General features: G+C 40.5%; 14 protein-coding genes. 12 read left to right on the top strand and 2 right to left on the bottom strand.

The genetic code is table 11. The features are described from left to right. Positions 1 to 113 precede the first annotated feature (113 nt). The 6 genes from ACDD58_RS04010 (at position 114) to ACDD58_RS03985 (ending at position 4,149) form a co-directional block, all read left to right on the top strand. Positions 114 to 401: a hypothetical protein gene (locus ACDD58_RS04010; RefSeq protein WP_370775951.1), complete on the top strand. Its 288-nt coding sequence runs from the start codon at positions 114 to 116 to the stop codon at positions 399 to 401. After that, entirely contained in the window at positions 398 to 799 is a 402-nt protein-coding gene (locus ACDD58_RS04005; RefSeq protein ID WP_330414686.1) for a PD-(D/E)XK nuclease domain-containing protein, read from the top strand. The genes ACDD58_RS04010 and ACDD58_RS04005 overlap by 4 nt, the downstream gene beginning before the upstream one ends. Further along, positions 784 to 966 carry a PD-(D/E)XK nuclease domain-containing protein gene (locus ACDD58_RS04000; protein WP_370775949.1) on the top strand — a complete coding sequence of 61 codons (183 nt, stop codon included), beginning with the start codon at positions 784 to 786 and terminating at the stop codon, positions 964 to 966. Before ACDD58_RS04005 ends, ACDD58_RS04000 begins: the two co-directional genes overlap by 16 nt. 97 nt (positions 967 to 1,063) lie before the next feature. Beyond that, positions 1,064 to 1,639 (top strand): bacteriocin transport accessory protein, encoded by a 576-nt coding sequence (locus ACDD58_RS03995; protein WP_370775947.1) that lies wholly within the window; start codon positions 1,064 to 1,066, stop codon positions 1,637 to 1,639. After that, entirely contained in the window at positions 1,640 to 3,040 is a 1,401-nt protein-coding gene (locus ACDD58_RS03990; RefSeq protein ID WP_370775944.1) for an MBOAT family protein, read from the top strand. Between the two features lie 8 nt (positions 3,041 to 3,048). Further along, positions 3,049 to 4,149, top strand: coding sequence for a DHHW family protein (locus tag ACDD58_RS03985; RefSeq protein WP_370775941.1), 1,101 nt, complete (start codon positions 3,049 to 3,051; stop codon positions 4,147 to 4,149). A gap of 89 nt (positions 4,150 to 4,238) precedes the next feature. On the opposite strand, the gene ACDD58_RS03980 is transcribed toward ACDD58_RS03985, so the two are convergent. Both ACDD58_RS03980 and ACDD58_RS03975 read right to left on the bottom strand, forming a co-directional pair. After that, positions 4,239 to 5,042 carry a histidinol-phosphatase HisJ family protein gene (locus ACDD58_RS03980; RefSeq protein ID WP_370775939.1) on the bottom strand — a complete coding sequence of 268 codons (804 nt, stop codon included), beginning with the start codon at positions 5,040 to 5,042 and terminating at the stop codon, positions 4,239 to 4,241. A 1,311-nt stretch (positions 5,043 to 6,353) separates the two neighbouring features. Beyond that, complete coding sequence (locus ACDD58_RS03975; RefSeq protein ID WP_370775937.1) at positions 6,354 to 8,102, bottom strand: IS1634 family transposase; 1,749 nt, start codon at positions 8,100 to 8,102, stop codon at positions 6,354 to 6,356. Positions 8,103 to 8,494: 392 nt separating this feature from the next. Between ACDD58_RS03975 and gap the strand changes: the two genes are divergently transcribed. The 6 genes from gap (at position 8,495) to ACDD58_RS03945 (ending at position 15,766) form a co-directional block, all read left to right on the top strand. Continuing rightward, on the top strand, positions 8,495 to 9,511 hold the full coding sequence (gene gap / locus ACDD58_RS03970) for a type I glyceraldehyde-3-phosphate dehydrogenase (protein WP_015521575.1): 1,017 nt from the start codon (positions 8,495 to 8,497) through the stop codon (positions 9,509 to 9,511). Positions 9,512 to 9,611: 100 nt separating this feature from the next. Continuing rightward, positions 9,612 to 10,835 (top strand): phosphoglycerate kinase, encoded by a 1,224-nt coding sequence (pgk, locus tag ACDD58_RS03965; RefSeq protein WP_370775935.1) that lies wholly within the window; start codon positions 9,612 to 9,614, stop codon positions 10,833 to 10,835. A 201-nt stretch (positions 10,836 to 11,036) separates the two neighbouring features. Then, a complete protein-coding gene (gene tpiA, locus ACDD58_RS03960) occupies positions 11,037 to 11,786 on the top strand; it encodes a triose-phosphate isomerase (RefSeq protein ID WP_006858104.1) in 750 nt (249 codons plus the stop codon). 88 nt (positions 11,787 to 11,874) lie between these two features. Further along, a complete protein-coding gene (locus ACDD58_RS03955; RefSeq protein ID WP_117922229.1) occupies positions 11,875 to 12,885 on the top strand; it encodes a hypothetical protein in 1,011 nt (336 codons plus the stop codon). Between the two features lie 93 nt (positions 12,886 to 12,978). Then, positions 12,979 to 14,520 carry a 2,3-bisphosphoglycerate-independent phosphoglycerate mutase gene (gene gpmI / locus ACDD58_RS03950; protein WP_370775932.1) on the top strand — a complete coding sequence of 514 codons (1,542 nt, stop codon included), beginning with the start codon at positions 12,979 to 12,981 and terminating at the stop codon, positions 14,518 to 14,520. Positions 14,521 to 14,887: 367 nt separating this feature from the next. Beyond that, positions 14,888 to 15,766, top strand: coding sequence for a phosphoribosylaminoimidazolesuccinocarboxamide synthase (locus tag ACDD58_RS03945; RefSeq protein WP_241070940.1), 879 nt, complete (start codon positions 14,888 to 14,890; stop codon positions 15,764 to 15,766). Positions 15,767 to 15,864: the final 98 nt, after the last annotated feature.

Genomic DNA, 15,864 nt, shown 5'->3' with positions numbered 1-15,864 from the left:
AATGAAAATCCTTTCAAACTGATCAAAAGATAGATACAATATGATCAGGCAGCAGAGAACGTCAAAAACGTGTAAAGATAATTACACGATAAACAGGAAAGTATAGGTAAAATATGAGCAGAATCATCAGTATTGGAAAGCAGGATTTTGTATCTTTAAGAAAGAACCATTATTTTTATGTTGATAAAACAGATTTTATAAGGCAGTGGTGGGAAAGTGAAAAATACCGCATACGGCAGGGAACATATCGGGTTATTTTTGTCAGCTTTGCGGATGTAAAACAGAACAATTACAAAGGCGCTGTTCAAAAGATAAAAAATATTATTGTGGATGTTTATAGACAAAACCGCTATCTAAATGAACAGGAATGTTTTACAGAGAATGAGCATCGGCAGATATGAAGATACAGATGGAAAGTCTTTTAAACGGAAAGACGATTGAAGTTAATTTTGATGAACAGATCGTGTTCAGCCATCTTGCACAGGATGAAAGCGCAGTATGGAGTCTTCTGGTAGCAGGTGGTTATTTAAAGGTTGAGGATGTGGATGCAATGAATTATTATATGAATAAGATTACGCTTGCAATGTTTAGTTATTTTGATGTCGGAAGGGAAGACGCTGGAAATCAGGAACCGGAAAGATTTTATCATGGATTTGTGCTTGGACTGATAGCAGACCAGACAGATATCTATGAAATCAGGTCGAACCGGGAAAGCGGCTTTGGCAGATATGATGTCATGATGAGTCGAAAGAGCGGGAAAAAACAAAAATACAGGCAATTATATTGGAGTTTAAGGTAAAAAATAATAAAAAAGAGCAGAAACTTGAAGAAACAGTACAGTCAGCACTAATGCAGATCAAAGAAAAAAATTATGATGCCGAACTGTTGGCACGGGGAATACCAAAAGAGAAGATCAGACATTATGGATTTGCATTTGAAGGAAAAAATGTGTTGATCGGATCGTGAGAAGATATTAAAAAAAATGGAATATTCTCTTTCCACCCGGTATAAAACATGATACGATGAGAAAAATAAAACCAAACAAAACAAAATGGAGATGAACATGAAAAAATATATCACCTTATTCCTTTCAATTTTTCTTGCAATGTCACTTACTGCCTGTGGAAATAAAACAGACAGTCCAGATGCAGCTGGAAAGGCAGAGATCAAAGATGCCAAAGAACTTCTTACCACAGTCTGGAACAGCTACGAAGAAGACGAGAAATTCGCCGTCGCAGGCGGAGACATGACGGAAGAAAATATGACAGAGGATGCGCCGGGGACATTTGGAATCACGGATGCGGATGAATTAGACCGCATGCTTGGCTTTCCGGCGGCGGATGCGGAAAAGATCGATGATGCGGCTTCCATCATGCACATGATGAATGCGAACACATTTACCTGTGGTGCCTATCATTTGAAAAATGCAGAGGATGTAGAGACAGTAGCTGCAGACCTCAAGGAAAATGTGATGGGCAGACAGTGGATGTGTGGATTCCCGGACAAGCTGGTAGTAATTTCGGTGGATGATTACCTGGTATCTGTTTTTGGAAATGAAGAACTGGTAAACACGTTTAAAGACAAACTCACGCAGACTTACGAAAATGCAAAAGTCATCAGTGAGGACGGGATCGTATAAATGTTATTTTCAAGTATCACATTTTTATTTTATTTTCTTCCGTGTATGGTGCTGGTGTATTTCCTGGCACCGGGGCAGATGAAAAATACAGTGCTTCTTTTGGGGAGTCTGATCTTTTATGGATGGGGAGAACCGAAATACCTGCCGGTGATGGCAGCAGTCATCCTGGCTGGTTATCTGTCTGCCCGTCTGATCGGTACATGTCAGAATAAACGGCAGTCAAAAATTCTTTTGGCTGCCGCTGTTTTATTGGAAATTTTTCCGCTCATCTATTGCAAATATGCCGATTTTTTCATACAGAATCTCAATGTGCTGACAGGGCAGAAAATTCCACTGCTTAGCATTGCAATGCCGCTTGGTATCAGCTTTTATACATTTCAGGTCATCAGCTATACGGTGGATGTATACCGGGGCAGTGTGCAGGCACAGAAAAATCTGCTCATGTTTGCTGCCTATGTCGCAATGTTTCCACAGCTCGTTGCAGGGCCGATCGTGCGCTATTCGGATATTAGAAGTCAGCTTGAAAACCGTATGCACAGCGAGGAAAAATGTGCATATGGAATTCGAAGATTTGTAACCGGACTGTCAAAAAAGATACTGATCGCAAATGTGCTCGGGGAGCTGATCGGTCATTTTCAGGCTTCCGAGGAAAAATCGGTTTTATTTTTCTGGATGTATGCGATAGCATTTATGCTTCAGATTTACTTTGATTTTTCCGGGTACAGCGATATGGCGGTCGGGCTGGGAGCTGTTTTTGGATTTGATTTTCCGGAAAACTTCCGCTATCCTTATTGTTCTGCGAGCATTACCGAATTCTGGCGCAGATGGCATATTTCACTTGGCGCATGGTTCCGGGATTATCTTTACATCCCGCTGGGCGGCAGTCATGTAAAACCTGTGCGGTGGATCTTCAATATTTTTCTTGTGTGGATGGCAACCGGATTCTGGCATGGGGCGGCATGGAATTTTATCCTGTGGGGACTGATGTATGCGGTACTTTTGCTCATTGAGAAAACGTGGCTTTTGCCTTATTTGAAGAAACATAAGATCATCGGACACCTGTATGTGCTGTTTTTTGTGCTGATCGGGTTTGTACTTTTTGATGCATCCTCCGTGGCGGATTTTTGGGATGGTATCGTATCTATGTTTGGCGGGGGACAGATAAAACCGGTTACGACAGAGAGTATGTATTATCTGAAAAGTTATGCAGTGGTCATCCTGACCGCGGTGATCGGGGTGACACCGTTTCCTGTGAGATTATATGGAATATTGCAGAAAAAGAAATGTTTAAAGCAGACGCTTGACATTGCAGAAATTATCCTGCTGGTCATATTACTGCTTCTTTGTGTGGCATTTCTGGTAGATGGGTCATTCAATCCGTTTTTATATTTCAGATTTTGAGGACAATTATGGGAATAAAGCGAAAAGACAGAATCACCGTTATCATGATGGCATTGATCCTGTTTGGATTTTTAACAGGAAATATTGTGAAAAGTGATGAGAAGATTTCTATCTCAGAACGCAGAAAACTTGCACAATTTCCGAAAATAAGTGTGGAAAACATCAAAAATGGTACCTTTATGAGTGGATTTGAGTCATATGCAAAAGACCAGTTTCCGCTGCGGGAGCAGTTTCGTGCGTTAAAGACGGCATTTTCTCTATATGTACTTGTGCAGAGCGACCAGCATGGACTTTATAGCAAAGAGGGTTACATTGCCAAAATGGAATATCCGCTTCATGCGGATTCACTGCAGTATGCCACAGCATGTTTTGGGGAAGTCTATGAACGTTATCTTTCAGGCACATACACGGATGTCTATCTGACGATCGTGCCGGATAAAAGTTATTTTCTGGCAGATGAAAATGATTATCCGTCTATGGATTATGATGTACTGGCAGAGCAGGTGAGAAATGGGATGGAATATGCACAATATATTGACATATTTGGAGATCTGCAGATTTCGGACTATTATCACACAGATGCGCACTGGAGGCAGGAACAGATCACAGATGTGGTACGGCGTCTTGCAGGGGCTATGGGGGTAGAGTTAACACAACAATATGAGACAAAAGAATTAGAAAAGCCATTTTATGGTGTCTATTATGGTCAACTCGCACTTCCTGTAAAGCCGGACACGTTATATTATCTGGATAATGATATGCTGGATCACTGTACGGTGTATGATTATGAGGATCATGCGGAAAATAAGATCTATGACCTGACAAAAACAGAAGGAAATGATTTGTATGAGATATTTCTTGGGGGATCAAAGTCCTTGCTCTCGATTGAAAATCCAAATGCAAAAACAGACCGGGAACTGGTTATGTTTCGGGATTCTTTTGGCAGCAGCATTGCTCCGCTCCTGGCAGATGGTTATGCGAAGATCACTCTGGTGGATATCCGGTATCTGCCCGTGGAGCGGATTGGAAACTATATTAATTTTAAAGATCAGGATGTGCTGTTTTTATATAGTACGTCGGTGTTAAATCACAGTGAGACTTTAAAATGACAGGAGGCTGGGGCGCGGTCTTGTGCAATTTACCAATCAATAAACCTGAATGCACTATTTGCCCCCGGCATTCCTATCAGCGACTTCAATCAGGGAATCGGGATAAATTCCGGTTTCCTTTTTCGGAATACCGTATAATGCGTAAAGCCGGCATCTTTTAATATAGAAGGAACTTTTTTAAAATCAAAAGCAACATGCTCCGGCTGATGTGCGTCGGCACCGATCGTGATGATCTCCCCGCCGAGTTCATGATAGCGCTTAATGATGTCCTCTGTCGGGTTCGGATGACCGAGTCCGTATTTGAAACCGCCGGTGTTGATCTCAATCCCTTTGCCTTTGATAATAAGAGCCTTTAAGATTTCGTCGATGATGTCGGCATATTTCTGATAGGAATAACTGGCATTTTTATTTGGACCGTATCTTACCACGTAGTCGATGTGACCATAGACGTCAAAACCATCGAAAACTGCGATATTTTCCAGAATGGATTCAAAATATTCCTGATAGCCTTCCTCCTCCGTGTGATTTTCCCAATAAGCCGGATAATAAGGATCAACGCCGTGCATGACGTGTGAGGAACCGATCACAAAATCAAACGGGTATTGTGACAGGATGTCAGCATGTATGCAGGCAAGATGCGGCTGTAACCCAAGTTCAATGCCGAGTCGAACCGGAAGAACTTCCTTATATTTCTCCTGCATTGCATCCACGGAAGAGACATAATTCGGCAGATCCAGCAAAAATGTCTCCGGTTCGTCCGGATAGTCAATGTCAAGATGGTCTGTAAAACAGATTCCTTTTAAATTTTTTTGTCTTGCAGCAGCGATCATGTCTTCCTGCGGTGTGTGGCTGTCGCCGGAAAACTGGCTGTGCATATGCGTATCCCATAACATATTAAATCCTCTTTCCTGTGCCGGGCTGGCACATAATGTGAAATCTTATTTGCGCAATTACGCATATCACAAATGCTGGTTTGTGGGTGATATGAGTTTCCCTGTGTAGGGTGGTTCTGGGGAGTTACGATTGGCAAATTGCATCAAGCCGGGACTGTTTTGTTCCGTTGTCCGAAAATAAGAAAGTCTAAGTATGCCTGATTCAGGTTGAGGCGGAGTGACGTGTGCGTCCTAAATGTGCCGTCCGGGCACATTAGGACTTGTGCTGCCGTCCATGGCAGCACAACACTGTATTGTGAACAGGCATACAAAGACTTTCTAATTTTCTCCCAAAGTCACAAAACGAGTCCTGGCTTGATGCGATTTGCCAGCCGCAAGGTTGTGAACCACCCTTAGCCGGGAAACTCATTTTACAACCTTGGGGGTGCGTAAATTTTTGTGACATTCATTTCAAAAAGGTTGAAAAATCTCGACGCAATCTGTTATATCTATGCTTTTAAACATACATACTTGGAATAATAATCTGCATTATTAGTCTGTTAATTTACGAAATGATTAATGTAATGCAACATAGCAGATGAAACTTCAGACAAGTCATCAGGCTGAATATCAGTGATACAGCACATTAGAATTTTAAGCATATTTCCATTCGTGCGAATATCAAAAATTCACACCCGCGCCCCCATTTTGAGATGAACCGCCCACCCAAATGGTGTTTCATAACCTGGAGGCTGGCATCTTGCGCAAAGCCTGAGCTGATTTTGTGACTTTGGGAGAAAATTAGAAAATCTTAGTGTGTCTGTAGATACACAGTGATGTTCTGCCACGGATGGCAGAACAAGGCTTCACGAGCCACGGATGGCTCGTTGAACGCCGGTCACGTCACTCCGAGAAAATCTAACTCAGACAAACTTAGACTTTTCTTATTTTCGTACAATGGAACCAAAATTAACTCCGGCTTTGCGCAAGATGCCACTCACAGACCTGCGACACACCATTGGGACGGGCGATTTATTTCATAAACAAACCAACATTTGGTAAGTAGCTTATGATATAGTATAGCCTATCCCACAAAAGAAAAGAAGTCATATTTGTATATTTTGTATAAAATTCATGAAAAAACGACCGGAAAATTGCATATAGTGAAAAATTTAACAAACACAGAATAAAGTAGAGAAAAAGGCTTGAACTTTCAAAAGAAATTGGTTAAAATCTCATTTTTGACAGTTGATTAGTTAATAAAGTGCCACAATCCCTGTAAATACAAGGGGTGTGGCACTTTTATCTGCATACACGAAATATAGTAATGTTTTATCTCCGCTTACTTTTTTTCTGAATTCCTTTTATTTTCCGTTTTGTTATGAATTGATAGTCTGTTCTGAATCCGCAGGTTTCATGGAGATCGTCAGTGATTTCCTGACGCTCATATACCGGCATGAAGCCCTGTTCTTCTATATCCGTAAATTTTATGTCTTTTAAAGTGTGAAGTAATTGTTCTGTGGTATAAGTCCCTTTCAAGGAGCGGTTTAATAACCGGAAATGTAACAGAGCAAGAAAACAGGTAAGAAAATGAGCCTTAATTCGGTCTTCACGGTTTAAGTAAACGGGTCTGGCTTCAAAGTCTGTTTTCATAGTTCTGAAACAGTCTTCAATCTGCCATCTTCCTTCACTGACTTTTAAGATATCTGCAACGTTATCATCAAGCAGGTCTGTACATACCGCATAAAGCCCGTCATACATTTCTTCTTCAGCAATCTTATCCGTATCGAGATAATAGTGGATATTAGCTTTTTCTCCTTCGTTGGTTACAGCTACCTTATTTACAAATCTTGCAGGATCATTTGGATTTTTGCGCTGTTTTTTTAGAGAGCCATTTGCAACCATTTTTTCTGCCCGACAGATCTGCTCCGCACGGATGGATTTCTGATAAGCGGCATATTTAGGGGAGTAGGTTATGATCAATCTTTGATCCAGTTTTTTTGTTGTAAATGGTTCGTCTTTATAATAAAGCTGGTTCTTGTCATCATCTGTCAGTTTTGTGAGGTCAACAGGTTTATCATCTGAGAGACGTTTAAAGCCAGTTTTCTTTAAAGCCCATGCCCGGTCTTCAGCAGGCAGCTTTTTGATGGACTGAGTGACAATAAATGCCCTCTGTCCCATGTGATTAAGAACACGGTTATCCTCAGAAGCAAGTCCGGCGTCACTGCAATAGATAAACTTATCACAGCCGAATTGTTGGAGAATCTTTGTTTCTAAAGGTTTTAAGGATTTCTGCTCATTTTGGTTTCCAGGAAAGAGTGAGAAAGCCAAAGGTATTCCGTCACCATCCGTAAAGAGACCCATTTGAATAATGGGATTCGGACGGTGCTCTTTGCTTTTTCCGTATTTTTTATCTCCATTTTCCTGTTCGATTTCAAAGTAGTAGTTTGTGCAATCATAATAAAGGATCCGATCCATTCTGTCACCGAGAAAAAAGCTATTTTTATAAACTTCTGATTGAATAAAATCCATTTCAGAAGCAAGAACAGAAAGAGCTCGGTACACATCATGAAGTTCATAAGTGGGAGGCTCAAGGAACTGTTTTGCTGCTCGGAAAGAAGAACTTTTGCTGGAAGGTTCCAGGACCCTTGTATAAATTAAATCAGATAAAATCGCATTAAGATCATACTCGAATTTATGTCGGCTTTTGATTTTTCGGCAGATAGAATCGAGCTTAAGCCCATAGTAAATAGACTGAAGAAAAAGATATCCGCCAGAAAAAAGTTTCTGCTTATTATAGTCCATGAGTCTGTTGGAATGAAATGGGATCATGACAGTAGCATCCTCTTTTTCACTTTTATATTTCAGTGTTTCAAGACGAGCTTGTTCATTTGCCCATTCAACAACTCCGTCACGATCCGTGTGGAGCTGCGCTGATAATTCAGCTAATGTACCTAATTTTCGGATGGTTTTGGAAGTACTTTTCCCATTGGCATTTGTATAGGACTGAGTGATGTAAAAGGACTCAGAATTTTTTGATTTTGATGTTGTTATACGCACAATAATCACCTCTGTCACCATTATACAACATATCACCAAATATTACTATATAATAAAAATAAAAATTTGACAAAAAAATAAGTCTATTTCAAGGCTTTGCGGTACGTTTTTGCATTTCAATGTGTCAAACTCCCGGGGCGATTTATTTCATAAACAAACCAACATTTGGTAAGTAGCTTATGATATAGTATAGCCTATCCCACAAAAGAAAAGAAGTCATATTTGTATATTTTGTATAAAATTCATGAAAAAACGACCGGAAAATTGCATATAGTGAAAAATTTAACAAACACAGAATAAAGTAGAGAAAAAGGCTTGAACTTTCAAAAGAAATTGGTTAAAATAAAGGAAGCTTGGGACGGGCATAAGTCCCATCAAGTTATCACATTTACAAATTCTAGGAGGAATTAAAAATGGCAGTAAGAGTAGCAATCAATGGTTTTGGCCGTATTGGTCGTCTTGCTTTCAGACAGATGTTTGGAGCAGAAGGATATGAAGTAGTAGCAATCAACGATTTAACAAGTCCTAAAATGTTAGCACACTTGTTAAAATATGATTCATCTCAGGGTAAATATGAGCATGCTGATGAAGTATCTTCAACAGATGATTCTATCATCGTTTGCGGTAAAGAGATCAAAATCTACGCATTCCCAGATGCAAACAACTGCCCATGGGGAGATTTAAAAGTTGACGTTGTATTAGAGTGCTCCGGTTTCTATACAAGCAAAGAAAAAGCACAGGCTCACATCAATGCAGGTGCTAGAAAAGTTGTTATCTCTGCTCCAGCAGGAAATGACCTTCCTACTATCGTTTATAATACAAACCACGAGACATTAAAAGCTTCTGATACAATCATTTCAGCAGCTTCCTGTACAACAAACTGCTTAGCACCAATGGCAGATGCATTAAACAAATATGCTCCGATCCAGTCTGGTATCATGGTAACAATCCATGCTTACACAGGTGATCAGATGACTCTTGATGGACCTCAGAGAAAAGGTGATTTAAGAAGATCACGTGCAGCAGCAGTTAACATCGTTCCTAACAGCACAGGTGCTGCAAAAGCAATCGGTCTTGTTATCCCAGAGTTAAACGGTAAATTAATCGGATCTGCTCAGCGTGTACCAACCCCAACAGGTTCTACAACAATCTTAACAGCAGTTGTTAAGAAAGCTGGAGTAACAAAAGAAGACATCAATGCAGCTATGAAAGCAGCAGCTAACGAGTCTTTCGGTTACAACGAGGATGAGATCGTTTCTTCCGATATCGTAGGAATGAGATTTGGTTCATTATTCGATGCAACTCAGACAATGGTTAATCAGGTATCTGATGACCAGTACGAAGTTCAGGTTGTTTCATGGTATGACAACGAGAATTCTTACACATCTCAGATGGTTCGTACAATCAAATACTTCAGTGAGTTAGCATAATCGACGGGTTACGATAACTATATGCGACTTTTAGCAGGTCCGGTCCTATTGGACCGGGCCTGTTTTTATACCCCAATTATATAAAAGGAGGACATATATTATGTCATTAAACAAAAAATCTGTAGACGACATTAATGTAAAAGGAAGAAGAGTACTTGTAAGATGTGATTTCAACGTTCCGTTAAAAGATGGAAAAATCACAGATGAGACACGTATCAACGCAGCTCTTCCTACCATCCAGAAATTAATCAACGATGGTGGAAAAGTAATTCTCTGTTCACATCTTGGAAAAGTAAAAAACGGACCAAACGAAGACGAGTCTTTAGCTCCGGTAGCTGAGAAACTTTCTGAGAAACTTGGCAAAAAAGTAAACTTCGTATCTGATTACAATGTAACAGGTGAGGCGGCTACAAAAGCAGTTGCTGAAATGAACGAAGGAGATGTTGTATTATTACAGAATACACGTTTCCGTGGCGCTGAGGAGACAAAGAACGGCGAAGAGTTCAGCAAAGAATTAGCTGATCTTGCAGACGATTATGTATGTGATGCATTCGGTTCTTCCCACAGAGCACATGCTTCTGTTGCAGGCGTTACAAAATTCATCACTGCAAAAGGTGGTTCTAACGTAGTTGGTTACTTAATGCAGAAAGAGATCGATTTCCTTGGAAACGCAGTAGAAAATCCGGTAAGACCTTTCGTAGCGATCCTTGGTGGTGCAAAAGTTGCAGATAAATTAAACGTTATCTCCAACTTACTGGAAAAATGCGATACATTAATCATTGGTGGTGGTATGGCATATACTTTCTTAAAAGCACAGGGATATGAGATTGGTAAATCTTTAGTAGATGATACAAAGATCGATTACTGTAAAGAGATGATGGCAAAAGCAGAAAAACTTGGAAAGAAATTACTCCTTCCGGTAGATGCTGTAACCATCGCAGATTTCCCGAACCCGATCGATGCTCCGGTAGAAGTTACTGTATGTGACGTAAAAGATATGCCGGCTGACAGAGAGGGATGCGATATCGGACCAAAGACTCAGGAGTTATATGCTGATGCAGTTAAGACAGCAAAGACTGTTGTATGGAACGGACCGATGGGTGTATTTGAGAACCCGACATTAGCAGCTGGTACGATCGCAGTTGCAAAAGCACTTGCTGATACAGATGCTACAACAATCATCGGTGGTGGTGATTCCGCAGCAGCCGTTAACCAGTTAGGTTTCGGTGACAAGATGAGCCATATCTCTACCGGTGGTGGAGCTTCCCTTGAGTTCTTAGAGGGTAAAGAATTACCAGGTGTCATGGCAGCCGATGATAAGTAAAAATAGTTGCAGTGTAAAGTTGGCTGCCATGACACCTTAGTTATGGCAGCCGACGATAAATAAAAAGTTGCCATAAAGTGAAAATGGCTGCTATAACGCCTTAGTTATAGGCAGCCGAAATAAAAAGCTGCCATAATGCCTTGGTATGGTAACAGATGATATGTCAACAAACTTTAAAAATGGGAAAAAGAGGATAAAATCATGGCAAGAAAGAAGATCGTAGCCGGTAACTGGAAAATGAACATGACTCCAAGCCAGGCTGTTAAATTAGTAGAGGAATTAAAACCATTAGTAGTAAGCGATGATGTAGAAGTTGTTTACTGTGTACCAGCAATCGACATCGTACCTGTTGTTGAGGCTGTAAAAGGAACCAACGTAGCAGTAGGTGCCGAGAACATGTACTATGAGGAGAAAGGTGCTTACACCGGAGAGATCGCTCCTGAGATGTTAGTAGATGCTGGTGTAAAATACGTTATCATCGGTCATTCCGAGAGACGTGATTACTTCAAAGAGTGCGACTGCATGTTAAACAAAAAAGTGAAAAAAGCTTTTGAGCATAACTTAACACCAATTCTTTGCTGCGGCGAGACATTAGAGCAGAGAGAGATGGGAATCACTTTAGACTGGATCCGTATGCAGATCAAATCTGACTTAAAAGATGTTACTGCAGAGCAGGTAGCTTCCATGGTAATCGCTTATGAGCCGATCTGGGCTATCGGAACAGGAAAAACAGCAACCACAGAGCAGGCTGAGGAAGTCTGCAAGGCAATCCGTGACTGCATCAAAGAAGTATACGGTGCTGACACAGCAGAGAAAGTACGTATCCAGTACGGCGGATCTGTAAATGCAGGTAATGCGGCAGAATTGTTTGCACAGCCAGATATCGATGGTGGTTTAGTTGGAGGAGCTTCCTTAAAAGCTGATTTCGGTAAAATTGTAAACTACAAATAAATCATAATCAGGTTAAGGGGATTCTATCTGGGAGTGAAAACAGAAAGAATCCCCTTTTCACTTGATATGTGTGGAAAAAGTGAAATATATGAAAAAGAAAATAATATGGATACTGATCTGCGTTCTGATACTGATCGGCGGGTGGAATGTAACTGCAAGAGAATGGAATCAGGCAGAAAGCGCGGATTTTGAATATAAAGAAAATAATGCAAATGCGAGAGCACAGAGTTCTGACGGGCAAAATATTTCATTAGAAGATGTTTTACAGGAAACTGAGACATCTATACAATATGGTGAGTTAAACAGTGAATCGAAAACTGAGAATATAACAGGTAATTCTGAAAATTCATCGACAGACAATGAAAAAGATGATGAAGAAAAGGATGCTGATGATAGTATAAAAACAGAGTCAACAAAGAATACGGCAGATGATACATATAATACAGTCAGAGAGGATAAAACGATAAAAAATGATCTGGAAGAAGACGAGTCAGACGAAGATTCCTATGAATATGAAACCGGATATATATTTGTGGGAGATTCCAGGTTTTATCTGATGAATGAAGAGTGTAAAATCGAAGATATCCCCAATTTTTTTGTGGTGTCCTGTCCGGGAATGGGATATGCATGGCTTGCTGATACGGCATTTCCGAAAGTACAGTCGCTGCAGAGACAGCATACGGAAATCAAAAACTGGGTTGTGATCTGTGGATTAGGAGTCAATGACTTGACATCAATCCGTTCCTATCTGAATAAATATCGCAGATGGCCGGACAGTTCAAAACTTTATCTGTTGTCTGTGAATCCGACAAATACAGGCGCTCCGGCAAGATGTAATAATCAGAGGATTGAATCATTTAATAACCGCATTAAGAAGGTTGAGAATGCTACATATATCGACTGCTACCGGTATTTGGCGAAACTTGGGTTTGGAACAAAGGGAGACGGAATTCATTATGATTCATATACCAACTGGGCGATTTATTCCTATATATTAGGACAGCTCAATAAAGATGCAGGTGAAGACCTTGTCACAGAAGTTGAATGTCAGGCAAAAGCAAAGAAACTGGAAAAACAGTTAAGCCAGAAAAACTATTGAAAACAAATGAGGTTATCAGTATAATGGTTCTGGATTAGGAGAATCGTATACTTTTGATAAATGGAAAGAGAATAGAAAGTGAGGAAACAAAACATGAGTAAGAAACCTACCGTATTAATGATCTTAGACGGATTTGGTCTGAATGAAAAAACAGAAGGAAACGCCGTAGCACAGGCAAAAACACCGGTGATCGACGGACTTATGAAAGACTATCCGTTTGTAAAAGGAAATGCAAGTGGTCTTGCAGTTGGTCTTCCTGACGGACAGATGGGTAACTCTGAGGTAGGACATTTAAATATGGGTGCCGGAAGAATCGTATATCAGGAACTGACGAGAATCACAAAAGAAATCAGCGATGGCGATTTCTTCAAAAATCAGGCATTATTAGATGGTATGGAAAACGTAAAGAAAAACGGTTCCGACCTTCATTTATACGGACTGTTATCGAACGGTGGTGTACACAGCCATATCACACACCTGTTTGGTCTGCTTGAAATGGCAAAAAAAGAGGGCGTTGAGAATGTATATGTACACTGCTTCTTAGACGGACGTGATACTGCTCCGACTTCCGGTAAAGAGTTCATCGAAGAACTGGAAGCTAAGATGAAAGAAATTGGTGTTGGCAAGATCGCATCTATTTCCGGACGTTACTACGCAATGGACCGTGATAACAGATGGGATCGTGTGGAGAAAGCATACAAAGTGCTGACCACAGGTGAAGGAGAGGCTGCCGAGAGCGCAGTAGCAGCAATGGAAGCATCTTATGCAAAAGATGTAACAGATGAGTTCTTCGTTCCGACTGCAATCACAGAGAATGGCAAACCGATCGCAACGATCAAAGACAACGATACCGTTATTTTCTTCAACTTCCGTCCAGACCGTGCACGTGAGATCACAAGAACATTCTGTATGGATGATTTTGACGGATTTGACCGTGGCGCAAGAAAGAACGTAAAATATATCTGCTTTACTGAGTATGATGTGACTATCCCGAACAAAGAAGTTGCATTTAAGAAAGTAGAACTGAAAAATACGTTTGGTGAGTATTTAGCAGCACACAATATGACTCAGGCAAGAATCGCAGAGACAGAGAAGTATGCGCATGTTACATTCTTCTTCAACGGTGGTGTGGAGGAACCAAACAAAGGTGAGGACCGTATCCTTGTAAAATCCCCGAAAGTAGCTACCTATGATTTACAGCCGGAGATGAGTGCACCGGAAGTCTGCGATAAATTATGCGATGCGATCCGTTCTGAAAAATATGATGTCATCATCATCAACTTTGCAAACCCGGATATGGTTGGTCATACCGGAATCTTAGACGCAGCAATCAAAGCAGTTGAGACAGTCGATACCTGCGTAGGAAAAGCAGTTGAGGCATTAAAAGAAGTAGACGGACAGATGTTCATCTGCGCAGATCATGGTAATGCAGAGCAGCTTGTAAACTATGAGACAGGCGAGCCGTTAACTTCCCATACAACCAACCCGGTTCCATTTATCCTGGTAAATGCAGATCCTTCCTACACCTTAAAAGAGGATGGATGTCTTGCAGATATCATCCCGACTATGATCGAGCTGATGGGAATGGAGCAGCCGGCAGAAATGACCGGAAAATCTTTACTGATCAAAAAATAATAAAAAAGATGTGAAAGTCATATAGAAAGACAAAAAGAGGTGTCACAGTTGTGGCAGTAAAGCAGTTAAAACTTTAAAAATGTATCATTTATAATAAGAAGGCAGTCGCAAAAACTGGTCTATGATCAGAAGGTGTGGCTGCTTCTTTTTGTGAGAATAAGAGTATATAAATAAAAATATAAGTATTACTTATAATATAATAAAAATTATACAAAAATACTAATAAAAAGAACACAATTTTCTATATCGCAGATCCGGGTGCATATGGGCAAAGTCATTGACTTTCCAAAAGACTATGTATTATAATTTTTGGGTAACATCAGAAAATGATATGGTGTTCATAACACCGGAAAAGAGGACAAAGAGGATGAGTAGCAAAGTATTTCAGCCAGTTAAAGAGGGAAAAGTACGTGAAGTATATGATAACGGCGACAGCCTGATCATTGTAGCGACAGACAGAATTTCTGCTTTTGATCATATTTTGAAGAATAAAGTCACAAAAAAGGGTGCGATTCTGACTCAGATGTCTAAATTCTGGTTTGATCTGACAAAAGATATCGTTCCAAATCATATGATTTCTGTTGATGTGAAAGATATGCCGGAGTTTTTCCATGAGGAGAGATTTGACGGCAACAGTATGATGTGTAAAAAATTAGAGATGCTTCCGATCGAGTGCATCGTGCGTGGATATATTACAGGCAGCGGCTGGGAGAGCTACAAAGAAAACGGTACCGTATGTGGTATCAAGCTGCCGGAGGGATTAAAAGAGTCTGATAAGCTGCCTGAGCCGATCTTTACACCGAGTACAAAAGCTGAGATCGGTCTGCATGATGAGAATATCTCATTTGAGCGCTGCAGAGAGATCTTAGAGAAAGAGTATCCGGGAAAAGGTGCTTCCTACGCAGAACAGATCAAAGATTATACGATCGCTTTATATAAAAAATGTGCCGAATATGCACTGACAAAAGGTATCATCATTGCAGATACCAAGTTTGAATTTGGTTTAGATGAGAATGGCAATGTTGTATTAGGAGATGAGATGCTTACACCGGACAGCTCCAGATTCTGGCCATTAGAGGGTTACAAACCGGGACAGGGACAGCCGTCCTTTGACAAACAGTTTGTAAGAGACTGGTTAAAAGCCAACCCGGACAGTGATTACCTGTTACCGGATGATGTCATCGAAAAGACAGTGAATAAATACAAAGAGGCATATGAGCTTCTGACAGGCAAGAAATTTGCATAGTAGAAAAATCCTCTGAACACCAGTGGGCAAATTTTACATGGTAAAATTGCATTTTTCTTCGAAAAACAAGGAGGAAAATCCTCTCCTCGCTGTGGGGC

It is taken from the genome of Roseburia sp., assembly GCF_041325975.1.
Taxonomy (GTDB): domain Bacteria; phylum Bacillota; class Clostridia; order Lachnospirales; family Lachnospiraceae; genus Roseburia; species Roseburia rectibacter.
The sequence above is the reverse complement of the archived record's forward strand: the minus strand, read 5'-3'. Positions and strand labels throughout refer to the sequence as shown.